Origin of the sequence: Streptomyces zaomyceticus, assembly GCF_014656215.1 — a bacterium.
GTDB classification, from domain to species: Bacteria; Actinomycetota; Actinomycetes; order Streptomycetales; family Streptomycetaceae; genus Streptomyces; species Streptomyces zaomyceticus.
The window spans coordinates 368,209-390,440 of sequence record NZ_BNBZ01000003.1 but is presented as its reverse complement, the minus strand read 5'-3'; the positions used below and the strand labels follow the sequence as shown (position 1 = coordinate 390,440).

21 protein-coding genes and 1 riboswitch are annotated in these 22,232 nt (G+C 71.8%); of the genes, 8 read left to right on the top strand and 13 right to left on the bottom strand.

Features of this window, described 5'->3' with window-relative positions; translation table 11 throughout:
- Nucleotides 1–70: 70 nt before the first annotated feature.
- The 3 genes from IE311_RS06845 to IE311_RS06835 all read right to left on the bottom strand — a co-directional run bounded on the left by IE311_RS06845 (nucleotide 71) and on the right by IE311_RS06835 (nucleotide 5,009).
- A complete protein-coding gene (locus tag IE311_RS06845) occupies nucleotides 71–1,942 on the bottom strand; it encodes an anthranilate synthase family protein (protein WP_189830657.1) in 1,872 nt (623 codons plus the stop codon).
- 101 nt (nucleotides 1,943–2,043) lie between these two features.
- Nucleotides 2,044–2,100 (bottom strand): trp operon leader peptide, encoded by a 57-nt coding sequence (locus IE311_RS37305; RefSeq protein ID WP_071892416.1) that lies wholly within the window; start codon nucleotides 2,098–2,100, stop codon nucleotides 2,044–2,046.
- Between the two features lie 119 nt (nucleotides 2,101–2,219).
- A complete protein-coding gene (locus tag IE311_RS06835) occupies nucleotides 2,220–5,009 on the bottom strand; it encodes an N-acetylmuramoyl-L-alanine amidase (protein WP_189830655.1) in 2,790 nt (929 codons plus the stop codon).
- A 153-nt stretch (nucleotides 5,010–5,162) separates the two neighbouring features.
- Between IE311_RS06835 and IE311_RS06830 the strand changes: the two genes are divergently transcribed.
- Together IE311_RS06830 and IE311_RS06825 are read left to right on the top strand one after the other, a co-directional pair.
- Nucleotides 5,163–6,515 (top strand): class II 3-deoxy-7-phosphoheptulonate synthase, encoded by a 1,353-nt coding sequence (locus tag IE311_RS06830; protein WP_189830654.1) that lies wholly within the window; start codon nucleotides 5,163–5,165, stop codon nucleotides 6,513–6,515.
- A gap of 132 nt (nucleotides 6,516–6,647) precedes the next feature.
- Nucleotides 6,648–6,893 (top strand): (2Fe-2S)-binding protein, encoded by a 246-nt coding sequence (locus tag IE311_RS06825; protein ID WP_189830653.1) that lies wholly within the window; start codon nucleotides 6,648–6,650, stop codon nucleotides 6,891–6,893.
- A gap of 64 nt (nucleotides 6,894–6,957) precedes the next feature.
- Here IE311_RS06825 and bfr read toward each other — a convergent pair whose 3' ends face one another.
- A complete protein-coding gene (gene bfr, locus IE311_RS06820) occupies nucleotides 6,958–7,434 on the bottom strand; it encodes a bacterioferritin (protein ID WP_030314454.1) in 477 nt (158 codons plus the stop codon).
- A gap of 177 nt (nucleotides 7,435–7,611) precedes the next feature.
- Between bfr and IE311_RS06815 the strand changes: the two genes are divergently transcribed.
- Nucleotides 7,612–8,256, top strand: a complete 645-nt coding sequence (locus tag IE311_RS06815) for a sulfite oxidase-like oxidoreductase (RefSeq protein WP_189830652.1) — start codon at nucleotides 7,612–7,614, stop codon at nucleotides 8,254–8,256.
- 121 nt (nucleotides 8,257–8,377) lie between these two features.
- Here the strand turns inward: IE311_RS06815 and IE311_RS06810 are convergent, their stop codons facing one another.
- The 6 genes from IE311_RS06810 to thiO all read right to left on the bottom strand — a co-directional run bounded on the left by IE311_RS06810 (nucleotide 8,378) and on the right by thiO (nucleotide 14,342).
- Nucleotides 8,378–8,983 (bottom strand): DUF4396 domain-containing protein, encoded by a 606-nt coding sequence (locus tag IE311_RS06810; protein ID WP_189830651.1) that lies wholly within the window; start codon nucleotides 8,981–8,983, stop codon nucleotides 8,378–8,380.
- A gap of 68 nt (nucleotides 8,984–9,051) precedes the next feature.
- Entirely contained in the window at nucleotides 9,052–9,918 is an 867-nt protein-coding gene (locus IE311_RS06805) for a deoxyribonuclease IV (protein ID WP_189830650.1), read from the bottom strand.
- A 6-nt stretch (nucleotides 9,919–9,924) separates the two neighbouring features.
- A complete protein-coding gene (gene pknB / locus IE311_RS06800; RefSeq protein WP_189830649.1) occupies nucleotides 9,925–11,835 on the bottom strand; it encodes a Stk1 family PASTA domain-containing Ser/Thr kinase in 1,911 nt (636 codons plus the stop codon).
- 241 nt (nucleotides 11,836–12,076) lie between these two features.
- Complete coding sequence (locus IE311_RS06795; protein ID WP_189830648.1) at nucleotides 12,077–12,871, bottom strand: thiazole synthase; 795 nt, start codon at nucleotides 12,869–12,871, stop codon at nucleotides 12,077–12,079.
- Between the two features lie 5 nt (nucleotides 12,872–12,876).
- A complete protein-coding gene (gene thiS, locus IE311_RS06790) occupies nucleotides 12,877–13,077 on the bottom strand; it encodes a sulfur carrier protein ThiS (RefSeq protein WP_189830647.1) in 201 nt (66 codons plus the stop codon).
- Nucleotides 13,074–14,342 carry a glycine oxidase ThiO gene (gene thiO / locus IE311_RS06785; RefSeq protein WP_373313764.1) on the bottom strand — a complete coding sequence of 423 codons (1,269 nt, stop codon included), beginning with the start codon at nucleotides 14,340–14,342 and terminating at the stop codon, nucleotides 13,074–13,076. Before thiO ends, thiS begins: the two co-directional genes overlap by 4 nt.
- Nucleotides 14,340–14,453, bottom strand: a riboswitch (TPP riboswitch). It overlaps the preceding gene by 3 nt.
- 82 nt (nucleotides 14,454–14,535) lie before the next feature.
- On the opposite strand from thiO, the gene IE311_RS06780 reads away from it, so the two are divergent.
- From IE311_RS06780 to IE311_RS06760, 5 genes are all read left to right on the top strand, one after another.
- Nucleotides 14,536–15,762 (top strand): NAD(P)/FAD-dependent oxidoreductase, encoded by a 1,227-nt coding sequence (locus tag IE311_RS06780; RefSeq protein WP_189830645.1) that lies wholly within the window; start codon nucleotides 14,536–14,538, stop codon nucleotides 15,760–15,762.
- A gap of 55 nt (nucleotides 15,763–15,817) precedes the next feature.
- Complete coding sequence (locus IE311_RS06775; RefSeq protein ID WP_030219572.1) at nucleotides 15,818–16,183, top strand: Rv2175c family DNA-binding protein; 366 nt, start codon at nucleotides 15,818–15,820, stop codon at nucleotides 16,181–16,183.
- A gap of 144 nt (nucleotides 16,184–16,327) precedes the next feature.
- Nucleotides 16,328–16,981 (top strand): thiamine phosphate synthase, encoded by a 654-nt coding sequence (gene thiE, locus IE311_RS06770; RefSeq protein WP_189830644.1) that lies wholly within the window; start codon nucleotides 16,328–16,330, stop codon nucleotides 16,979–16,981.
- Between the two features lie 160 nt (nucleotides 16,982–17,141).
- Nucleotides 17,142–18,056, top strand: coding sequence for a methylenetetrahydrofolate reductase [NAD(P)H] (gene metF / locus IE311_RS06765; protein WP_189830643.1), 915 nt, complete (start codon nucleotides 17,142–17,144; stop codon nucleotides 18,054–18,056).
- 54 nt (nucleotides 18,057–18,110) lie between these two features.
- Nucleotides 18,111–18,962, top strand: coding sequence for a hypothetical protein (locus tag IE311_RS06760; protein ID WP_189830642.1), 852 nt, complete (start codon nucleotides 18,111–18,113; stop codon nucleotides 18,960–18,962).
- Nucleotides 18,963–19,011: 49 nt separating this feature from the next.
- Here IE311_RS06760 and IE311_RS06755 read toward each other — a convergent pair whose 3' ends face one another.
- The 3 genes from IE311_RS06755 to IE311_RS06745 form a co-directional block, all read right to left on the bottom strand.
- Entirely contained in the window at nucleotides 19,012–20,454 is a 1,443-nt protein-coding gene (locus tag IE311_RS06755) for a phytoene desaturase family protein (protein ID WP_189830641.1), read from the bottom strand.
- A 126-nt stretch (nucleotides 20,455–20,580) separates the two neighbouring features.
- Nucleotides 20,581–21,228 (bottom strand): DUF4126 domain-containing protein, encoded by a 648-nt coding sequence (locus IE311_RS06750; protein WP_189830640.1) that lies wholly within the window; start codon nucleotides 21,226–21,228, stop codon nucleotides 20,581–20,583.
- 360 nt (nucleotides 21,229–21,588) lie between these two features.
- Nucleotides 21,589–22,197: a TetR/AcrR family transcriptional regulator gene (locus IE311_RS06745; RefSeq protein ID WP_189830639.1), complete on the bottom strand. Its 609-nt coding sequence runs from the start codon at nucleotides 22,195–22,197 to the stop codon at nucleotides 21,589–21,591.
- Nucleotides 22,198–22,232: the final 35 nt, after the last annotated feature.

Genomic DNA, 22,232 nt, shown 5'->3' with positions numbered 1-22,232 from the left:
CGGTCCCCCCGACCGGCAGGCCCCGGGAGCCGGGGCGCGTTCCTCAGACCAGTACGCCGGCGAGGAGCCCTCAGACCAGTACGCCGGCGAGGAGCGAGGCCGTCAGGCCCGCGCCGTTCGTCGTCAGCACCGACTCAGGGTGGAACTGCACCCCAGCGAACCCCGGCCCGCGCAGCGCGTGCACCTCGCCGCTCTCCGCGTCCCGGCTCACCTCGATCCGGTGCAGGGCCAGTTCCGTCGCCGTCCGCTCGTCGCAGCGGGCGGTGAAGCTGTTGTAGAAGCCGACCGTCTGCTCCTGGCCGAACAGGTCGATCCGCACCTGCGCGCCCTGGAACGGGGTCCGCTTGCGGACGATCTCCAGGCCCAGCTCGGCGGCGATCAGCTCGTGCCCGAGGCAGACACCGAGCAGCCCGTGCCGGTGGTCCCGCACCAGCTCGGCCGTCAGACCGCGCAGGAAACGCATCTTCGGGTCGGCCGCGTCCGAGGGGTTGCCGGGCCCGGGGCCGAGGACCACCGGCCCCTCGTGGGCGAGCGCCAGCTCACGCAGCCCCGGCTCGTCGTACCGGAGCACCGACACATCGAGGCCCGAGGAGCGCAGGACGTGCGCCAGCATCGCCGTGAAGGTGTCCTCGGCGTCGATCACCAGGGCATGACCCGCCAGGTCGGCCGACCGGACCTGCATCTTCAGCCAGAACGGCGCGAGGTCGGCCCGGCGCGCGTCCAGGGCGGCCCGCACCCGGGGATCGTCGGCGAGCGGCGCGGACGCCGGCGCCGTCCCTCCGGCCGGCCTGCCCTCCCGCACCCCGAGCGCGGTGAGTACCCCGGCCGCCTTCGCATGGGTCTCCGCGACCTCGCCCGCCGGGTCGGAGTGCCGGACGAGCGTGGCGCCGACCGGGACCCGGAGCCGGCCGTCGGCGGCGATGTCGGCCGTACGGATCAGGATGGGGGAGTCCAGGGTCTGCGCCCCGTTCTCGTCGGTGCCGAGCAGGGCGAGGGCCCCCGCGTAGTAGCCGCGCCCGCCCACCTCGTGACGCTCGATCACCCGGCACGCGTTCTGCACCGGCGAGCCGGTCACCGTCGCCGCGAACATCGTCTCCCGCAACACCTCCCGCACGTCCAGGGTCGAGCGGCCCCGCAACTCGTACTCGGTGTGCGCGAGATGGGCCATCTCCTTCAGCCGCGGACCGATCACCGCCCCGCCCATGTCACCCACCGTGCACATCATCTTGAGCTCCTCGTCGACCACCATCGACAGCTCCTCGGTCTCCTTGCGGTCGGCGAGGAAGGCGAGCAGACCCTCGGTGGTCGGGGCCGCCCCGGCCGGGTAGCGGTACGTGCCGCTGATCGGGTTCATGACGACCGTGCCGCCCGACATGCGGACGTGCACCTCGGGGCTCGCCCCGACCAGCGTCCGGTCACCGGTGTGCACCACGAAGGTCCAGTACGCGCCCCGCTCGTCGGCCAGCAGCCGCCGGAAGAGGGCGAGCGCGTCGGCGCGCCCGAAACCCGGGATCTCCCCGGTGTAGGTGCGGCGGATCACGAAGTTCGCGCCCTCGCCGGATCCGATCTCCTCGTCGATGACCCGCCGCACGATCCCCGCGTACTCCTCGTCGGAGACGTCGAACCCGCCGCCCTCGACGGTCACGTCATGCGCCGGAAGCTGATCGAGGGCTTCGGCGAGCGGCAGCTCGTACGCCTCCTCGGCGGCCAGGACGGAGAGCGGGGTGCCGTCGTCGCGCACGTCGAAGCCGCGCTCCCGGATCTGCCGGAAGGGCACGAGGGCGAGCGTCGGCAGCGGGCCCACGGGCAGCTCCGCGAGGCGCTCGGCCTCGTGGACCCGGCCGATCAGCACCTCGACGGTGTCGTGGTCACGGCCGGGGGTGCGGCGCCGGATGAGGGCGAAGGGCGGGGTGGTGGGGTCGAGGAGACGGGAGAGGTCCATGGGGCGTTCGTTCCTTCCGTTGGTGTGCGGAGAGGAACGGCCCGGGCACGAGAAAGGCCGCCCCTCGGGGCGGCCTTGGCGTCTTTTCGGTGTACGCGCAATCAGTGGGCCGCCGGATGAGCGGTCCACCACCAGTTCTGGATCTGAGGCGCGAACATGCGAGCACTGTAACCCAACCGGCACGGGAACGGGGCCCGGTCCGCACCGTGGACGGTGCGAGCCGGGCCCCGAGTGGCCGACGAACTGCTCGGCCGAGGGATCCGTGTGATCTGTTGGATCAGAAGATCAGGTTGTAGATCTGCCAGCCCGGGCCGACCTGCACGCGCGCGGCGTACGGGGCGGTCGCGCTGCCGGTGCCCCTGTACAGCCACATCGCCCCGGCGGCGTCACGCGCCACGAAGTCGACCTTGCCGTCACCGGTGAGGTCGCTCGGGCCGACGACGTTGTTGTAGATCTGCCAGCCGTTGCCCACCTTGACGCGCGCGGCGTACGGGGCGGTGGCGCTGCCGGTGCCCTTGTACAGCCAGAGCGTGCCCGTGCTGTCGCGGCCGATCAGGTCCGCCTTGCCGTCCGAGGTCAGGTCACCGGTGCTGACGATGTTGTTGTAGATCTGCCAGCCGGTGCCGACCTTCACCCGGGTGGCGAACGGCGTGCCCGGGGTGCCCGTGCCCTTGTACAGCCAGATGACACCCGACTTCTCGCGGGCGATCAGGTCCGGCTTGCCGTCCCCGGTCAGGTCGCGGACGCCGATGATCTGGTCGTAGATGCTCCAGCCGCCACCGGTCCGCAGCCGCGCCTTGAAGGGCGCCGCCGGGTTGCCGCTGGCCTGGTAGTACCAGAGGACACCGGAGGCGTCCCGGGCGACAGCGTCACCGACGGCGTCGGCGCGCAGCGCGGTCATCGGGGTGATGGCGTTGTAGACCTGCCACCCGCCACCGACCCGGAACCGGCTCAGGAACGCGCCGGTGCCGGTGCCCTGGTACTGCCAGAGGACACCGGAGGTGTCCCGGGCGAGGAGGTTGTAGCGGTTGTCGGCGCGGACGGGGGCGGCGGCGGGCGCCTCCACGATGTCGCTCTGCTTCACCCAGACGATCTTGTGGTGGAAGCGGATCGGCACGAACATCGTGCTGCCGATGACGTTCTTCTGGGCGGAACCGAAGTAGTCGTCGCCCGCGACGGCAGGTCCGGCCTTGACGTACGCCTGGTCGGAGGAGAGCGAGAACTTCGTCAGGGAGTTGTTCTCGTCGCCCGGCGGGGTCAGCCCGGCGGCGGTGTAGGCGGCGGTCTCGGGGAACGTACGGCCGAAGACCTTGGCCGAGGCCAGGTCGGACTTGACCTTCACGGTCGTGGCGTTCACCGGCACGGTGTACTGGCCGCCCGGGTTCTGGAACCAGGCCTTCTTGCCCGCGTACCAGATCGCCGTCCAGTCGGACCGGGCCTCGGCCACGACGTAGAGGCCGCCGGCACGAACCTTGTTGGCGTAGTTCGATCCCTGTGTCGAGAGGGCCGAGAAGTACGGGTCGGTGAGGGGAGCCGAGCCGGTCGACGCGTCGGTGTAGAGGTACCCGAAGTTCACCGGTCGGGCGGACGCGGTGAGATTCGTCTTGGTCGCGTCGTCGTAGTACGTCATCGCCTGCTGGTTCGCCGTGGTGAACGGCGGCACGACCCGGACCGTCTGCCCGGCGCGCAGCAGGCCGCCCGCGCCCTGGTCGCCCTGCGGGGCGCCCAGGAGCGACATGTAGTAGTTCCAGTCCCAGTACGGACCCGCGTCCCAGTGGAGGTTGGCCATCTTGTTGTCGAGCGCGAGCGCGACCTCGTCGTGGCCGATGATGTGCTCACGGTCGAGCGGCACGTTGTGCCGCTTCGCCAGGAACTTCACCAGCTCGGCGGAGGTGCGGTACAGCTGAGGGTCGAACCACTTGCCCTCCTTGATGGCCCAGCCCTCGTGCTCCACGCCGATGGAGTGCATGTTGTGGGTCCAGTTGCCGGCGTGCCACGCCAGGTCCTTGGTCTCCACCATCTGGGCGACCCGGTCGCCCTTCTCGCTGATCAGGTAGTGAGCACTGACCGCGGCCGTCGGCCTGGTGAGCGCTTCGAGCGAGCCGTCCCAGGGGCCCTCGGTGTCGTGGATGACGATCTGGCGAACGTCGACGCCGTCGGCGGGGCGGCTGGCCACGGAGAAGTTCTTCTGCCCCGTGGACGTGGGGACGATGAACTTGGGCTCGCAGTTCACCGTGGTCGGGCATTCGACGGTCGCGGTCGTCGCCGTCGTGCTCGCGGCGGTCGCGGCGAGCGGTACGTTCGCCGGCTTGACCGGGTCGACCGCGGGAGTGGCGGGCAGGACGACCTGCTCGCCGTCGAGGGTGAGCTCCCGTTCGCCCGTCTTGATCGACTCGAAGACGCGCTTCGCGAAGACGTCGGCGCCCTTCTTCTGCGTCGACTCGCTGAAGCGGGCAACCGCCGGGTACCAGTCGCCCGGATCCTCGGACAGCTCGGCCCCGGCCTGCTTCTGGTACTCGGCGAGCAGTGCCGCACCGGCCCGGATGGAGGCGTTGGTGTCGTTCTGGACGGCCTCGGCGGAGCTGTCGATCAGCTCGGCGGCCTTCTCCACGGTGTGCAGCCGCGGGTCGTCGGTGTCGACGGTCGCCTTGGCCAGGACGCGGCGGACCGCCTGAGGGTCGAAGTTCTTCTCGATCTCCGGGCGGCCACTGCCGTTGTAGTGCTGGACCTGCTCGTCGGTGACCTCGTTCTCGACGTCCTCCGGGTCCACCTTCGTCAGACCCATGACGTTGTACGCGCCCGTGGTGCTGGGTTCGCCGTCGTGGGACTCCCACAACGTCCGCTGGTACGACACCGCCATCAGCACGCTCTGCGGCACGTCGAACTCGCGCGCCGCGTTTGCGAACTGGGTCTGGAGGGAAGGGTCACCCGCGGGCGGGTCGCCCGCGCCGAGGAGGCCCGGTGACGCGACCGCGATGGTGCCGATCGTGGCCGTGGCGACGACGGCCGCCGCCGCTCCGTACAAGAGTCGTTTCTTCTTGCGGTCCCTGCGGTGCCTCTGCGTCACGCCCACCCCTGTGTTCGACTGTGTTCTATTGAAACGGGCCAGAGGGTAACACCACTCGAACGGATGAAGATCGGCGCCCGACAAAACGGGCACGCGTCTCAGCCACTGGGCAGGGGGACAGGACCGGACGAAGAACCCCGTAATGTTGTGCGTGTGACCGTGAACGCTGATTCCCACGCCGTCGCCAAGGCGACCTGGCGAGACCTGCCCGCGGCGCAGCAGCCCGAGTACCCCGATGCCGAGGCTCTGCGCGATGTGATCGCGGACCTCGAGTCGTATCCTCCGCTCGTCTTCGCCGGCGAGTGCGACCAGCTGCGTGCCCGGATGGGAGCCGTCGCCCGTGGCGAGGCGTTCCTGCTCCAGGGCGGCGACTGTGCCGAGGCCTTCGACGCCGTGTCCGCCGACCACATCAGGGCCAAGCTCAAGACGCTGCTCCAGATGAGCGCCGTCCTCACCTATGCGGCCTCCGTGCCCGTGGTGAAGGTCGGCCGTATCGCCGGCCAGTACTCGAAGCCCCGCTCCAAGGGCACCGAGACCCGCGACGGTGTGACCCTGCCGACGTACCGCGGCGACTCGGTCAACGGCTTCGACTTCAACGAGGCCTCCCGCGTCCCGGACCCCGAGCGCCTGAAGCGGATGTACAACGCGTCCGCCTCCACGCTCAACCTGGTGCGCGCCTTCACCACCGGCGGCTACGCCGACCTGCGCCAGGTGCACGCCTGGAACCAGGACTTCGTGAAGTCGTCCCCCTCGGGCCAGCGCTACGAGGCGCTCGCCCGCGAGATCGACAACGCGCTGAACTTCATGAAGGCCTGCGGCACCGACCCCGCGGAGTTCAAGGCCGTCGAGTTCTACGCCTCCCACGAGGCGCTGCTGCTCGACTACGAGGGCGCTCTGACCCGTACGGACTCGCGCACCGGCAAGCTGTACGACACCTCGGGCCACATGGTCTGGGTCGGTGAGCGCACCCGCCAGCTCGACCACGCCCACATCGAGTTCGCCGCGCGCATCGCGAACCCGATCGGCATCAAGCTGGGCCCGACCACCTCGGTGGACGAGGCGCTCACCTACATCGACCGCCTGGACCCCGACCGCGACCCGGGCCGGCTGACGTTCATCGTCCGCATGGGCGCCGACAAGGTCCGCGACAAGCTCCCCGAGCTGGTCGAGAAGGTCACCGCCTCCGGAGCCGTCGTCGCCTGGGTCACCGACCCGATGCACGGCAACACCTTCGAGGCCGCCTCCGGCCACAAGACGCGCCGCTTCGACGACGTGCTCGACGAGGTCAAGGGCTTCTTCGAGGTCCACAAGGCGCTGGGCACCCACCCGGGCGGCATCCACGTCGAGCTCACCGGTGACGACGTCACCGAGTGCGTGGGCGGCGGCGACGAGATCTTCGTCGACGACCTGCACCAGCGCTACGAGACGGCCTGCGACCCGCGGCTCAACCGCAGCCAGTCCCTCGACCTGGCGTTCCTGGTCGCGGAGATGTACCGCGATCAGTAAGTAGGTACCTACAACGATGGGGCGCGGATCCATGTGATCCGCGCCCCATCGTCGTATGAAGGGCTTTTACGGTCCCGTGCCGCCGGGTAAGGTTAGGTTAGCCTAATCGATCACGGCGGGAGGTGAACCGCGTTGTACGTCTGCTCATGCTTCGGTGTCACGGAGAAGCAGGTCAAGCAGCATGCGGACGCGGGCGCCTGCACGCCGCGCCAGATCGCCTCGGCCTGCAAGGCCGGAACGGACTGCGGTTCCTGCGTCCGACGCATTCAGGCCATCCTCGGCCGCGGCAACTGCCCCCGGCGCGAACTGGTGAACCAGGGGATGCCCGCGCTCGCGGCCGACGCCGTCGAGCCCGAGGGGCTCTCCGAAGCCGCCTGAGGCCGCCTGGGCCGCACAGGCCCTGCCCGGGGCCGACTGATACCGACCGGGGCTCGCGGGTGGGTCAGCTGGGCTGCTCGATGAGCGTCGAGATGTAGAGCGCCTCGCCCAGGGACTCGATCAGCTCCAGCTGCGTGTCCAGGTAGTCGATGTGGTGCTCCTCGTCGGCCAGGATCTCCTCGAAGAGGTTGGCGGACGTGATGTCCCCCTTGGCCCGCATGACCTCGATGCCGCGCTTCAGGCGGTCGATCGCCTCGACCTCGACCTGGCGGTCCGCCTGGAACATCTCGGTGAGGGTCTGGCCGACCCGCACATGGAAGAGCCGCTGGTAATTGGGCAGGCCGTCGAGCATCAGAATGCGCTCGGTCAGCTTGTCCGCGTGCTTCATCTCATCGATGGACTCTTCGCGGGTGTATTTGGCGAGCTTCGTCCACCCCTTGTTGTCCTGGATGCGGTAGTGCAGCCAGTACTGGTTGATGGCCGTCAGCTCGCCGGTCAGCTGCTCGTTGAGGAACTCGAGGACCTCGGGGTCGCCCTGCATCGCAGAGGCTCCTTCCACGTTGCGTGTCTACGCCGTCACTGGGCAGGATGGCCGCATCCTCGCACCCCGAATGGGGGGCGTCCAGTAAGTGCAGGCTTAGTGGGAGTTGCCCCGATCCTCGCCCGTCGGACGTCGCCTGGTCATGACCACCCCTCGCGGTCTGTCACCATGGATGACATGGGTCAGCCGGAGAGCGGAGTACACCGGGAAGCGGGGCAGCCGGATCGTTCGCCGGACCTTCCGCCTGGTCAGCGGCTCCAGCGCGGCTGGCCGGTCACCCACTACGGGCCCGTCCCCAAGTTCAAGCCGGACCGCTGGGAGTTCCGGGTCTTCGGCGCGACGGCCGACGGTGACAAGCGGTGCTGGAACCACGAGGAGTTCTCGGCCCTGCCGTTCTCCTCGGTCGTGGCCGATCTGCACTGCGTCACGAAGTTCAGCATGCTCGGGGCCGAATGGGGTGGTGTCCCCGCCCGTACGGTGCTCGAGCTCGCCCCGCCGGCGCCCCAGGTCACCCATGTGATGGTCTGGGCCGAGTACGGATACAGCGCCAACATGCGGCTCGACGACTTCGCCTCGGACCGTACGATCTTCGCCACCCACAAGGACGGGGAGCTGCTCACCGCCGAGCACGGCTTCCCGTTGCGGCTGGTCGTTCCGCACCTGTACGCCTGGAAGGGCCCGAAGTGGGTCAGGGGCGTGGAGTACATGGCCGCCGACCGGCGCGGCTTCTGGGAGGAGCGGGGCTATCACAACCTCGGCGACCCCTGGACGGAGCAGCGCTACTCGTACCAGGAGGAGCCGGGAGACGGCCCGGAGCTGTAGCGCCGTCCCGAGCCGTCCCCGCTCCTCGCCGTGCCGCCGCTGATCGGCGGTGGTGTTCCGTGGTGGATCCTGTGGTTCCTGTGGTTCCAGTGGTTCCTGTGGTGGTGCGCGGTGGGGCGGCTCAGTGGTGGTACTGGTGGACCACCGCATGGCCCTTGCCGCGGCCGATCATCCACTTGTTGACCGGTGTGGTGATCACGAAGGCGGCGGCGAGCGCGATCGCGAGCACGATCCAGAAGAACGGCTCGGAGAGGTGGGCGTCCATGGCGCCGGGCCAGAGCGCGATGATGCCGTTGTCGATGATCTCCATCACCGCGATGGAGAGGGTGTCGGCGGCGAGGGCGACCTTGAAGGCTGTCTTGAAATCGACGCCGGCGGCCAGGATGCCGCGCAGCGTGAGCGCGTAGCCGAAGAAGAAGGCCAGCACGATCGCGAGGATCATCGTCTGCGTGTTGCCCCAGCCGAGCGCGGTGCCGATGACCATGCCGAGCACCTCGCCGATGGCGCAGCCGGTGAGGCAGTGCAGCGTGGCCTTGGCCGCCATGGACCAGGAGACCTTGCCGGGGGCGTGGTGACCGCCGCCGTGCTGCTCGTGGTGACCGCCGTGCTGCTTCTGGTGGCTCTCGTGTCCCGCGGCGTGTCCCGCGGTGGGGTCGGCGTGGCCCGGGTGACCCTCGTGGCCCGCGTGGGTGTCGCGGTCGTGATGGCTGTGCGCGTCGTGCTGCATCGGGTGCCCCCATGGTCGGGTAGCGGTGCCTGCCGTTACAGGAACCGTATACCCCCCTGGGGTATTCCTCAACAGAGAGTCGTGTCGTCCCTGAGCTTCTTGAGGAGCTCCACGTCCGCGAGGTGACCCGCCTTGCCGCCGGGCGTCTCGATGATCAGCGGCACGCCGTCGGTCGCCGGGTGCCGGAGCAGGTTCCTGAACCCGTCCTCGCCGATGTGCCCCACACCGATGTTCGCGTGCCGGTCCTTGCGCGCGCCGACGACATCCTGGGAGTCGTTGGCGTGGATCAGCTTCAGCCGGCCCTCGCCCACGGTCGCCACCAGCGCGTCCAGCGTCTGCGTCGCGCCGTGCGGGCCGGTCAGATCGTGGCCGGCGGCGAAGATGTGGCAGGTGTCGAGGCAGATCCCGAGCTTGGGGTGCCGGTCGAGCGCGTCGAAGTACGGTCCGAAGTCCTCCGCGCGCGAGCAGAGGGAGAACCCCTGGCCAGCCGTCGACTCCAGGAGCAGATCCGGGTCGTCCTCGTGCGTCAGCTCGTCGAGCAGCGGCAGCAGGCGCTCCCGGACCTGGGCGAGCGCCACCGCGCGCGGACGGCCCCCGGTCGCCGAGCCGGTGTGCACCACCACACCCTTCGCGCCGATCTCCCGGCCCCGCCGCAGCGAGTGCCGCATCGACTCCACCGACTTCTCCGCGGTGGCCTCGGTGTGGGAGCCGAAATTGATCAGATACGGGGCGTGGACCCAGGCCGAGATCGACTCGGCCGCGCACTCGGCGCGGAACCGCTCGTCCTGGGCGGGATTGCCGGGCGGGGTGGCCCAGCCGCGCGGATTGGCGACGAAGACCTGCACGGTCTCGGCGCCGAGCTCACGGGCGTAGCCGAGGCCGATCGTGGCGAGGCCACCGGCCACGGGGACATGGCCGCCGACGGGGTTGCGCATCAGTTCCTACAGTCCCTTGATCGTGATCGTGACGGTGGAGCCCTCGGGCGCGGTGGAGCCGCCCTCGACGGACTGGCTCGCGACGGTGTCGCCGAGGTAGGGGAAGGACTTCTTGACCTCCACCTCGAAGCCGGCCTCCTCCAGGGCCGTACGCGCGTCGTCGGTGGTCTCGCCGGTGACGTCCGGGACCTCGACGAGCTTCGGGCCCTTGGAGACGGTCAGGGTGATCGTGTCGCCCTCGGCGGCGCGGCTGCCCTCGGCGAGGGACTGGGCGGCGACCGATCCCGCGTCCTCCGGGGAGTCGATCCGCTCCGGCGCGACCACCACCTCGAGCCCGGCCTCCTGGAGCGCCGCCGTGGCGTCGGCGACGGTCTCCCCGGTGACGTCCGGCACGTCGATCGGAGAGCCCTTGCTGACGACCAGGGCGACGGCCGAGTCGGGGGCGCGGTCGGTGCCGGGCTCGGGGTCGGAGGAGATCACGGAGCCCTGGGCGACGGTGTCGCTGAACGCGGTGGTGATCACACCGGCCGCCAGGCCCTCCTCCTCCAGGGCGCGCTTGGCCTCGGCGAGCGGCTTGTTCTTGAGATTGGGCACCTTCACGATCTCCGGGCCCCGGGAGAGGGTGAGGGTCACGGTGCCGTTGCCCCGGAGGCGCTCGCCGGGGGCCGGGTCGGAGGCCATCACGGTGCCGCGCTCGTACACGTCGCTGAACGCGCGCTTCGTGGTGCCGACCTCCAGTCCGGCGTCGGTGACCCGCTTCGTCGCGGCCGCCTCGGTCTGGCCGAGCACGGCGGGGACCCGGGTGAACTGGCCGGAGTTGATGTACCAGACACCGGCGCCCAGACCGAGGGCCAGGAGAACGCCGATGACCAGGGCGAGCGGGCCGTTCGGCGGCCTCCGGCGGAACCCCCGGCGGCCGGACGGGGGAGCCTCGGGCGCCGGCAGCCGGTTCGTGTGCAGCACCTGCCCGGCGTCGGCCGGCACCGGCCGGGCGATCACACTGGTCCGGTCCTCCGCCGTGTCCCGGGGAGCCTCGGACAGGGCCTGCGGGGGTACGGCGTCCAGCTGCTCGTCACCGAGCCCGGCGCGGGCCTCCCGGAGGAGGGCGAGCAGAGCGACGGCGTCGTGCGGACGGACCTCGGGGTCGCGGGCCGTGGCCGCCGCGACCAGCTCGTCCAGCTCCGGGGCCAGCCCGGGAACGGTGGCCGAGGGAGCGGGAACGTCCGTGTTGAGGTGCTGGTAGAGCACCTGGGCGGGGGTGTCGCCGGAATGCGGCTTGCCGCCGGTCAGCATCTCGTACAGGACGACACCACACGCGTACACGTCGGCGCGGGTGTCGGCGGTGCCGTGCTCGATCTGCTCCGGTGCCAGATAGGAGACCGTTCCGAGGACCGAGCCGGTGGTGGCCGTCGCCGAGCCCACGGCCCGGACCAGACCGAAGTCGGCGACCTTCACCCGGCCGTCGTCCCCTATCAGGACGTTCTCCGGCTTCATGTCCCGGTGCACGAACCCGGCCCGGTGCGCGGCGCCGAGCGCGGCGAGCACGGGCTCCAGGATGTCGAGGGCGGCCCGGGGCGCGAGGGCGCCGCGCTCGCGCAGGACGTCGCGGAGGGTGCAGCCGGCGACGTACTCCATCGCCAGATAGACGTACGCGCCCTCGGCGCCCTGGTCGAAGACACCCACGACGTTGGGGTGCGAGAGCCGGGCCACGGACTTCGCCTCGCGGATGAAACGCTCGACGAAGGCGGCGTCGGTGGCGAGTGCCGGGTGCATCACCTTGAGCGCGAGGACGCGGTCGAGACGGGTGTCCACGGCCCGGTAGACCGTGGCCATCCCGCCGACGGCGATGCGCGCGTCGACGCGGTAGCGGCCGTCGAGCAGCCGCCCGACGAGGGGGTCCTGAAGGGTCGTGTCCACGGCGTCGAGTCTACGAGCCGGGGGCGGGGGGCTCGGCCCGGGCGCCCCCGACTGCAGCCCAGCTGTGACGAGGCCCGCACCGCTTCGACGAGTGGCGGCCGAGGCCCGCCCTCGGGAGGGCGGACGGTTCACCGGGCGCCGCGTCGCGCCTCGGCCGGGCGTTGCTCACCGCCGTGTGGGCATTCGTTCCTCCCCCGGACTCCGTCCGGGGGAGGAACGAATGCCCACAGCGGGGTGTCGGTCAGAACGCCGGGCGTTCCGGGTCCAGGGTGGCGCGGCCTTCCGTCGGGGACGACGCCTCCGCGAAGTGGCGGCGGGGAATGCGCCCCGCCCGATGCGCCAGTCGCCCCGCTTCGACCGCGTGCCGCATCGCCGAGGCCATCAGGACCGGCTCCTGCGCCCGGGTCACCGCCGAGGCCAGCATCACCGCCGCGCACCCCAGCTCCATCGCGAGCGCCGCGTCGGACGCCGTGCCGGCCCCCGCGTCGAGGATCACCGGGACCCCGGCCCGTTCCGTGATCAGCTGGAAGTTGTGCGGGTTGCGGATGCCGAGTCCCGAGCCGATGGGGGAGCCGAGCGGCATGATCGCCGCGCAGCCGACGTCCTCCAGCTTCCGTGCGAGGACCGGGTCGTCATTGGTGTACGGGAGCACCGTGAAGCCGTCGTCGACCAGCGTCTCCGCCGCGTCGAGGAGTTCCTCGCCGTCGGGCAGCAGGGTCCGTTCGTCGGCGACGACCTCCAGCTTGATCCAGTCCGTGCCGAGCGCCTCGCGGGCGAGCCGGGCGGTCAGGACCGCCTCGCCCGCCGTGAAGCAGCCGGCCGTGTTGGGCAGGACCCGGATGCCGAGGCGTTCGAGGACGGAGAGGACCGAGCCCTGGACGGTCGGGTCGAGGCGCCGCATGGCGACCGTCGTCAGCTCGGTGCCGCTGGCGACGAGCGAGCGCTCCAGGACGTCGAGGCTGGGGGCCCCGCCGGTGCCCATGATGAGGCGCGAGGAGAACTCCGTACCCCCGAGGGTGAACACGTCGTCGGACATCGCGTTCAGCCCCCCTGCACCGCGGTGAGGACCTCCACCCGGTCGCCTTCGCCGAGCAGCGTCGCGGCCCATTCGCCGCGCGGTACGACCGTCTCGTTGAGGGCGGCGGCGACCCCGGACCGTGAGGTGGTGAGGGTGGCGACGAGGGCGTCGAGGGAGAGGGGGCCGGAGAGCACGCGCGGCTCTCCGTTCACCGACACGTTCATGCGGGCTGCTCCTGACGTACGGGAGAAGTAGGGGAAAAACGGCGGGGGGTGAAGGGGCGGGCCTCGTCGGGCAGGACGCCCGTGGTGAGCACCTCGGCCATGACGTCGCCGGTGAGGGGGGTGAGCAGGACCCCGTTGCGGTAGTGGCCGGTGGCCAGGTGCAGGCCGGGCAGTGCGGTGGGGCCGAGCAGCGGCGCGTTGTCGGGGGAGGCGGGGCGCAGGCCCGCCAGGGTCTCGGTGAGCGGGAGTTCGGTGAGCCCGGGGACGAGTTCGTGGGCGTCGCGCAGCAGCTCGTACACCCCGCCGGCGGTCACCGTGGTGTCCCAGCCCAGCTCCTCGCTGGTGGCGCCGACGACGAGTTCGCCGTTCTCGCGGGGTACCAGGTAGACGTGGCTGCCGCGGACGACGGCCCGGACGGTCCGGGAGAGGAAGGGGGCGTACGGGGCCGGTACGCGCAGCCGCAGCACCTGTCCCTTCACGGGGCGCACCGGCGGCAGGACCTCGTCGGGCACGCCCGCGAGGCGCCCGCTCAGGCTGCCCGCGGCGAGGACGACCTGGTCGGCGGTCAGTTCCTCGCCGCCCGCGAGTACGGCGCCGCGGGCCCGGTCCCGTACCACCGTCAGGCTCTGGGCGAGGGAGTGGTGGAAGACCACCCCGGCCCGTCGGCAGGCGAGGAGGAGCGCGGCGGCGAGCCGGCGCGGGTCGACCTGGTGGTCGCCGTCGACCCGAAGTCCGCCGCGTACCCCGGGGGCGAGCATGGGTTCGAGGCGGCGGCACTCGCGGCCGCTGAGCCATTCGGAGGTGAGTCCGCAGCGGGTCTGCAGGGCGTGCAGTTCGCGCAGGTGGGAGCGGTCGTCGGCGTCGAGGGCGACGGCGAGGGTGCCGCAGGCGCGGTAGCCGACGTCGTGGCCGGTGGACTCCTCGAGCTCGGCGACGAACGCGGGATAGCGCGCGGCGGAGGCGAGATTGAGGCCGAGGAGGGTCTCCTCGCCGTAGTGGAGTTCGGTGACGGCGGCGAGCATCCCGGCCGCGACCCGCGCGGCGCCGCCGCCCGGGTCGGGGTCGACGACGGCGGTGCGCAGCCCTCGCCGCGCGGCCCGCCACGCCGTGACCAGACCGATGATGCCGCCCCCGATCACGAGGACGTCGGATCCGCGGAGGTCGGATCTCTCGGTAGCGGTAGCGGTAGCGGTAGCGGTATCGGCGTCGGACGCGTGGACGGCGGGCACTTCCACCGCGGACGCGTGGACATCGGAAGAACGCATGGGCGTCCAGCCCCTCCCTTCGCCGGCATGACCCGGATCAGGTTCGTACGGTCGGAGGCCGTCCCAGCCTCCCTCTCAGCCCGGTGCGTCCGGGCTCCCGCGAGTGCTTTACGCCCGCCAGACTAGCTTCCGTCTCCGCGGGGCCGGGAACCCCTCCCTTCCTGACGGTTCGTCAGATGCGTAAGGTGGTCGGGTGAGCGAGCAGAAGCAGGCACAGCACCACGTCGTGATCGTCGGAGCCGGGATGGCGGGCGTACAGACCGCCGTCGCCCTGCGCGAACAGGGCTTCACCGGCCCCGTGACCCTCATCGGGGCCGAGCCCCACCAGCCCTACGACCGGCCCCCGCTCTCCAAGGCCGTCCTCCTCGGCAAGGCCGAGCACTCCGCCTTCGAGGTCGACTTCGAGGACCTCGGCGTCGAGCTCCGCCTCGGCCTCGACGTCACCGGGCTGCGCGCCGCCGACCACGAGATCGACACCGAAACCGGACCCGTCGCCTACGACACCCTGGTCGTCGCCACCGGCGCCCACCCCGTCATGCTGCCCGGCACCGAAGGCGTCCCCGGGGTCCATCTGCTGCGGACCCTCGACGACGCCGTACGCCTCGGGCCCGTCCTGGAGAGCCGCCACAGCGTCGTGGTCGTCGGCGCCGGATGGATCGGCGCCGAATTCGCCACCGCCGCACGCCAGGCCGGCTGCGCCGTCACCGTCGTCGAGGCCGCCGACCGCCCCCTCGCCGGGGCCCTGCCCGCCGAGGTCACCACCCCCATGGCCGAGTGGTACGAGGAGAACGGCGCGGAACTCCTCACCCACGCGCGCGTGGACACCGTCGAACCGGGCAGGGTCGTCCTCGCCGACGGCCGCGAGCTGCCCGCCGACGCCGTCGTCGTCGGCATCGGTGCCCGCCCGGCCACCGACTGGCTCATCGGCTCCGGCATCGCCCTGGACCCGAGCGGCGCCGTCACCGCCGACGAGCGGCTGCGCACCTCCCTGCCCGATGTGTACGCCGTCGGCGACTGCGCCTCCTTCCCGTCCGCCCGCTACGGCCGGCGCCTCCTCGTCCACCACTGGGACAACGCGCTCCAGGGCCCCCGCACGGTCGCCGCGGCGATCACCGGGGTGATCACCGGGGCCGACCCGGGGCCGTACGACCCCGTCCCGTACTTCTGGTCCGAGCAGTTTGGCCGCTTCGTCCAGTACGTCGGCGACCACGAGGACGCGGACGAGCTGCTGTGGCGCGGCGACCCGGCGGAGGAGGCCTGGTCCGTGCTCTGGCTGCGGGAGGGGGTGCCGGTGGCCCTCCTCGCCGTCGGCCGCCCCCGTGACCTGGCCCAGGGCCGCAAGCTCATCGAATCGGCCACCGCCGTCGATCCCGCGCGCGCGGCGGACCCCTCCGTACCCCTGAAGGCCGCGACTGCCTAGGGCCGGGCCTGGGGCCCGACTACCGACTGTCAGTCCGGGATGGCAGGCTTGTCCTGTGACCGAGATTGACGTAAAGATCGATGCGCTCGTCCCCGCCTGGCTCTATGTGCCCGACATCGCGGAGATGCTCGATGTCGAGGTGACGCGCGTGCGGCAGCTGATCAAGGAAGGTCAGCTGATCGCCGTGCGCCGTGGAGAGAACAACGCCCTGCAGATCCCCGCCGCCTTCATCCAGGGCGACAAGATCGTCAAGGGTCTCGTCGGACTCCTGACCGTGCTGCGGGACGACGGCTTCACCGACGAGGAGATGCTGGAGTGGCTCTTCACTCCGGACGAGAGCCTGCCGGGCACGCCCGCGCAGGCGCTCAACGAGAACCGCGGCACGGAGGTGAAGCGCCGCGCCCAGGCGCTCGCTCTCTGACACCGCACCGAAGACACCACCGGCGGGTGTCGCGGCGACCGGCCCCCGACGGGCCGGCCGCCGCGGCCTCCGCGACACGCGCGGGGACAGTCCCCGTGACACCGACGGGGGAGCCACCCCGTGCAACCGACGGGGGAACCACCCATGCCCACGCCTCGTGAGCGGCTCGCCGACGCCCGGCTGTACCTGTGCACCGACGCCCGGAAGCGCCAGGGCGACCTGCCCGACTTCCTCGACGCCGTGCTCTCCTCCGGTGTGGACATCGTGCAGCTCCGCGACAAGGGCATGGAGGCCGGCGAGGAGCTGGAGCACCTCGCCGTCTTCGCCGAGGCGGCCCGCCGGCACGGCAGGCTCCTCGCGGTGAACGACCGGGCCGACGTCGCCCACGCCATCGCCTCCGACGTGCTGCACCTGGGCCAGGGCGACCTGCCCGTGCCCGCCGCCCGCGCGATCCTCGGCGACGAGGTGCTGATCGGCCGCTCCTGCCACGCCGAGTCCGAGGCGGCCGCCGCCGCCGTCGAACCGGGCGTCGACTACTTCTGCACCGGGCCCTGCTGGCCCACCCCCACCAAGCCCGGACGGTACGCGCCGGGACTCGACCTCGTGCGGTACGCGGCCGGCCTCGCCCAGGACCGCCCCTGGTTCGCCATCGGCGGCATCGACGAGACGAATCTGGACCAGGTCCTGGACGCCGGCGCGCGCCGGATCGTCGTCGTCCGGGCGATCACCGAGGCCGACGACCCGGCCGCCGCGACGGCGGCCCTGGCGAAGCGGGTCCGGGAGCGCGCGGGCGAGTAGGCCCAGGTCCGGCGGGTGGTGGCGACGCCGGGGTCCCGTGCCGGGCCCGCCGGGGCGTCCGTTCGTTCGTCCAACGATCCGCCCGGCCGGCTGTCCGAAAAGGTGTCCATCACTCGGACGCCGTTCACGCCGCCCACCGCACCACGTCTAACCTGCCCGTATGGCCCTTGGTACCGCTTCCGTCCGCTCGGACCGCGCCCGCACGGTCCGCGAGATCCTCGCCTCCGGCGGCACGTCGTACTCCTTCGAGTTCTTCGCGCCCCGGACCGAGAAGGGCGAGCAGGTCCTCTACAACGCGATGCGCCGCGTCGAGGCGGTCGGCCCCAGCTTCGTCTCCGTGACCTACGGCGCCGGCGGTTCCACCCGCGGCGGCACCGTCAAGGCCACCCAGAAGATCGCCTCCGACACCACGCTGACCCCGGTCGCCCACCTCACGGCCGTCGACCACTCGGTCGCCGAGCTGCGGAACATCCTCGGCCAGTATGCCGACGCCGGCATCCGCAACATGCTCGCCGTCCGCGGCGACCCGCCGGGCGACCCGCTGGGGGATTGGGTCGAGCACCCGGAGGGCGTGAAGTACGCCGTCGACCTCGTCCGGCTCATCAAGGAGTCCGGCGACTTCTGCGTGGGCGTCGCCGCCTTCCCGGAGATGCACCCCCGCTCCTCCGACTGGGACACGGACATCCGGCACTTCGTGGACAAGTGCCGCGCCGGTGCCGACTACGCGATCACCCAGATGTTCTTCGACCCGGAGAACTATCTGCGGCTGCGCGACAGCGTCGCCAAGGCGGGCTGCGAGACCCCGATCATCCCCGAGGTCATGCCCGTTGTGAACGTGAAGACCCTCGGCCGACTGCCCCAGCTGAGCAACGCCCACTTCCCCCCGGATGTGAAAGAGCGCATCCTCGCCGTCAAGGACGATCCCGCCGCTGTACGCTCCATCGGTATCGAGTTCGCGACGGAGTTCTGCGCGCGGCTGCTCTCCGAGGGTGTCCCCGGACTGCACTTCATCACGCTGAACAGCTCCACCGCGATCGAGATCTACGAGAATCTCGGACTGCACCAGCAGTCGTGACCGGTCGTACCCGCCCCGACCCGCGGCGGTGACCGTGGAGAGGGGCGGCGGGGCATGGGGTGGACGGTCCTCTACATCGCGTTCGGCGTGGTCGCACTGTGGCTGCTGGGGGAGGTGCTCCTCCAGTACAAGGCGCGGCTGCGCTGGCGCGTGCTCGCCTTCTGCGGCTTTCTCGGCGTGGTCCTCGGCGTGTTGATGCCCTCGGTGGTGGTCATCATCGTCGGGGCCGTCGCCTTCGCCGTCGGCCAGACCTATGTGACGCTCTCCTTCCGCCGCGGCTTCTCCACCGGCTGGGCCATCGGGGGCAGCCCGGGCGCCAGCCGCCGCCGCAGGTCGGGCGCTCCGGCGCAGGCCGGGCCCACCCTCGAGGTCACCGAGCTGTCCTACGACGCCGAGGACACCCGGTACGCCGGGCACGAGGGGGCCGACGACCCGGCCGCCGCCGAGGCCGCCGCGGTCTACGAGCCCCTGCCGATGCCCGAGGACACCGGCCAGTACGGGGTCTACGACATGGGCCAGAACCCCGGCCAGGGTGCTCCGCAGGCCGCCGGCACCGGCTACGACACGGGTTACGAGACCGGCTACGACACGGGGTACGACCCCTACGCACCCTCGTACGGGCAGCAGCAGCCGGCCTACGACTACGGCCAGACCGCCGGGCAGCAGCAGTACGCCGCCTACTCCGACCCGTACATCGGTCCCGGCACGGACGGCCAGCAGTACGGCTCCTACTACGGCGACGGCTACGCCCCCTCGTACACCTACGACACGCCGCCCGGCGGCGTCTGGGTCCCGCAGCAGCGCGACACCGAGCCGGCCCCCCAGCAGCAGCCGCAGCAACAGCAGGCCCCGAGCCCTTACGGCTATGAGCCGCACCCGGACGACCAGCAGCAGTACCGGTACTGAGTGGGTGTGTGGGGGCCGCCGGCGAGTCCGGCGGCCCCCACACGCACGTCTACCGGGAGCCCCGGAAGTCCGCGCCCTCCACGATGAATCCGGCCACCAGCGCGCCCGACATGCCGGCGTGGGAGAGCCCGCCGCCCGGGTGGGACCAGCCGCCCGCGAACCAGAGGCCGGGCAGCGGGGAGCGGTTGTCGGCGGGGAGCAGCCGGCCGCCCGCGCCGGCGAGCGCCGGTCCCGGCACCTCGGCGGAGCCGGTGTCCCGCCGGACGTCCTCCGGAGTGCGCACGTGCCGGCTGAGCAGCCGCTCCCCGAGCGCCGGGACCGCCCGCCCGGCCGCCTCGACCATCAGCCCGGCGATGGCCTCCCACCCGGCGGCGTCCCGCTCCTGGTCCGACCGCACGGTCGCCGTCACCGTCAGCGCCTCGTGGTCGGCGTCCGGGCGCAGCGCCGGGTCGTCCGGGCGCAGCACGGTCACCGTCGGGCGCCCGCCCTCGGCGTGCACGACGGTGCGGTGGACCGCCTCCGCCTCCCGCGCCCCGCGCAGGGCCAGACAGACCGTCACACGGCTCGTCCCGATCACCTGATGGCGCGGCCGGTCGTCGCCGTCGCTCCACGCGACGACGTGATCGCGGTACAGGGCCGGCACCGGCGCACCCGAGACGACATGGTCGGCCTCGACGGTCCCGCCGCCGGCCAGCCGGACGCCCACCGCCCGGCCGTCCTTCTCCAGGACGTCCTCCACGGGCGTGTCGAAGACGAACTCGACACGCCGCTTCCGGCAGCGCTCGTACACCGCGTCGGCGAGCGCCCGCAGGCCCCCGGCCACGTACCAACTGCCGAAGGTCTGCTCCATGTACGGCAGGACGGCGGCCGAGGCCGGGGCGGTGGCCGGGTCGAAGCCGTACGTCCACGCGTACGCGTCGAGCAGGGCGGCGAGCCGGGGATCGCGCAGCTCCCGCGCCCCGATCTGCGCGAGCGTCGTCGTCGGACGGCGCAACAGGCCGGCCTTCAGGGCCGGATACGGCTCACGGGCCAGGGGCGCCGGGTCGTCCGGCTGCGGCTCCTCCAGGAGCGGCCGGCGGGTGCGGTCCCAGGCCTCGCGGGCCCGCACCAGGAACTCGCCCCAGCGCTCGCCAGCGCCCGCGCCGAGCGCCGCGTCCAGGGCGGCGACCGTACCGGCCCGGGAGGCGTTCGGCAGGTCCACCCGGGTGCCGTCGGCGAAGACATGACGGCTCGCCGGGTCGACCTGCGTCAGCGTGACGCACTCCTCCAGCGCTTCCTTGCCGGTCTTCACGAACAGGTCCCGGTACACGGCGGGCAGATGCAGCAGCCCCGGGCCCGTGTCGAAGGCGAAGCCGTCCCGCTCGTGGCGGCCGACCGCGCCGCCGTACGTCGAGCCCCGCTCGTACACCGTCACCCGGTGGCCCGCCACGGCCAGCCGGGCCGCCGCCGCCATGGCGCCGAGTCCCGCGCCGATCACCACAATCCGTGCCATGTCAGCGACTTTATCCGGCGTGTCCGGCACCGCCGAAGGCCCGGTGCGGCGTGCTCGGCGGGCCGGTGGCCCGGCCGGAGGGAGGGCTCGTGCGGTGGGCGGCCGGCCCCGTGCGGCCGGCCGGCGTCAGAAGTGCTCCGAGCCGTCCCCGGACGGCGCTCTCTCCCGGGCGCGGGCCTCCGCGTCGGCGAGCCGTCTCTCCTCGCGGCGCTGTGACCTGCGGCGCCGGAAGCGGCGGATCCGCTGGGCGAGGAAGACCAGTATCGCCAGGCCGAGGGCGAGCAGGACGGCCGCGATGCTCGCCGCCGCGACCGGGTGGAAGATCGCGAAGGTGACGATCGCCGCCACCCCGAGGTCCTCCGCCAGGCTCAGCGCGACATTGGAGAACGGCTCGGGCGAGGTGTTGACCGCCATCCTCGTCCCCGCCTTGACGAAGTGGCTGAGCAGGGCGGTCGAACCGCCGACCGCGCCCGCCGCGAGCTCGGGGAGCGAGCCGTTCTGCCCGGCGAGCAGGGCGCCGACGACGGCCCCCGCGACCGGTCGGATCACCGTGTGGACGGAGTCCCATATCGAGTCGACGTACGGGATCTTGTCCGCCACCGCCTCGCACAGGAAGAGCACGCCGGCGACGACGAGGACATCGGTGCGCTGCAAGGACTCGGGCACCTCGTCGGTGAGCCCGGTCGCGCCGAAGACGCCGAACAGCAGGACCACCGCGTACGCGTTGATCCCGCTCGCCCAGCCGCTGGTGAACACCAGGGGGAGTACGGACACGCTGGCGATCGTAACCAGTCTGAGTATCCGTACCTAGGGGGCGAGATGAGTAGATACGCGGATGGGAACGGGGCCGCCCGGAAGGAAGAGTGGAGCCCACGGAAGGGGCGCGGCCCCGGGGACCGCCGACACGGGGCGGCGGAACCGGGGTCGCGCGCCTGCCGATACGGGGCACGGGGGTGTCACGGGGGAGTACGACGGAAGGCCGGTTCGACGGGGCTCGGGGGGATCGAGCCTCGCCGGACCGGCCTTTTCGTCGTTTCCCACGGTCTTCGGGCCGACGGTTTCCGGACAATGTTCTCCGGACACGCCCCGGAAGGGACGACGCGGGCCCAACCCGCAAGATCCGGAAGGGTCGAGCTAGCAGCCGCCCACCCGGCCGTGCAGCAGTCGCGAGAGCGCCGCGTGCACGTCGTCCAGCGAACGCTCGCTCTGGAAGGCCTGCCAGTCGAGGGCCGCCACGAGCACCATCCCGACCAGCGCCGCCGCCGTCAGCTTGACGTCGATCTCCTCGCTCAGCTCACCGCCCGCCACGGCCTCGCGCAGCACCCCTTCGACCACCGCGACGGCCTCCTGGCGAACCACCAGGAGCGTGGAGTTCCAGGCCCGGTTGGTGCGCCACAGCTCGGCCACGTACAGCTGGGTGAAGGCCGGGTAGCGGTCGATGAAGACGAGACCCGCCCGGATCATCGCGTCCAGCGCGTCGACCCGGCTCCCGCCCCGCTCGGCCGTCTCCTCGGCCGCCGTCCGCAGCGAGGCGGCGAGCAGCGCCACCCCGTGGCGCAGCAGCTCCTCGAAGAGCTCGGTCTTGCTCTTGAAGTTGTAGTAGACCGTGCCCTTGGCCACGCCGGCCCGCTCGGCGATCTCGTCGACCGTCGTCGCGGAGAAGCCCTGCTCCGCGATGAGGGTGACGGCCGCCTCGTAGAGCTTCGCGCGGGTGGCCTGGCGTCGGGTGCTGCTGCTGTCCATGGGGTCGATTCTCACAGGTGTCGGGGGTGTCACCG

Bases quoted from the DNA above. Each gene is read 5' to 3' on its own strand.
- thiS (WP_189830647.1), bottom strand. From the start codon at position 13,077: ATGAACGTGTCGGTGAACGGAGAGCCGCGCGTGCTCTCCGGCCCCCTC.
- IE311_RS06845 (WP_189830657.1), bottom strand. From the start codon at position 1,942: ATGGACCTCTCCCGTCTCCTCGACCCCACCACCCCGCCCTTCGCCCTC.
- IE311_RS06805 (WP_189830650.1), bottom strand. From the start codon at position 9,918: ATGCGCAACCCCGTCGGCGGCCATGTCCCCGTGGCCGGTGGCCTCGCC.
- thiO (WP_373313764.1), bottom strand. From the start codon at position 14,342: ATGCGTTCTTCCGATGTCCACGCGTCCGCGGTGGAAGTGCCCGCCGTC.
- IE311_RS06745 (WP_189830639.1), bottom strand. From the start codon at position 22,197: ATGGACAGCAGCAGCACCCGACGCCAGGCCACCCGCGCGAAGCTCTAC.
- thiE (WP_189830644.1), top strand. From the start codon at position 16,328: ATGCCCACGCCTCGTGAGCGGCTCGCCGACGCCCGGCTGTACCTGTGC.
- IE311_RS06760 (WP_189830642.1), top strand. From the start codon at position 18,111: ATGGGGTGGACGGTCCTCTACATCGCGTTCGGCGTGGTCGCACTGTGG.
- IE311_RS06810 (WP_189830651.1), bottom strand. From the start codon at position 8,983: ATGCAGCACGACGCGCACAGCCATCACGACCGCGACACCCACGCGGGC.
- IE311_RS06795 (WP_189830648.1), bottom strand. From the start codon at position 12,871: ATGTCCGACGACGTGTTCACCCTCGGGGGTACGGAGTTCTCCTCGCGC.
- IE311_RS06755 (WP_189830641.1), bottom strand. From the start codon at position 20,454: ATGGCACGGATTGTGGTGATCGGCGCGGGACTCGGCGCCATGGCGGCG.
- IE311_RS06815 (WP_189830652.1), top strand. From the start codon at position 7,612: ATGGGTCAGCCGGAGAGCGGAGTACACCGGGAAGCGGGGCAGCCGGAT.
- bfr (WP_030314454.1), bottom strand. From the start codon at position 7,434: ATGCAGGGCGACCCCGAGGTCCTCGAGTTCCTCAACGAGCAGCTGACC.
- metF (WP_189830643.1), top strand. From the start codon at position 17,142: ATGGCCCTTGGTACCGCTTCCGTCCGCTCGGACCGCGCCCGCACGGTC.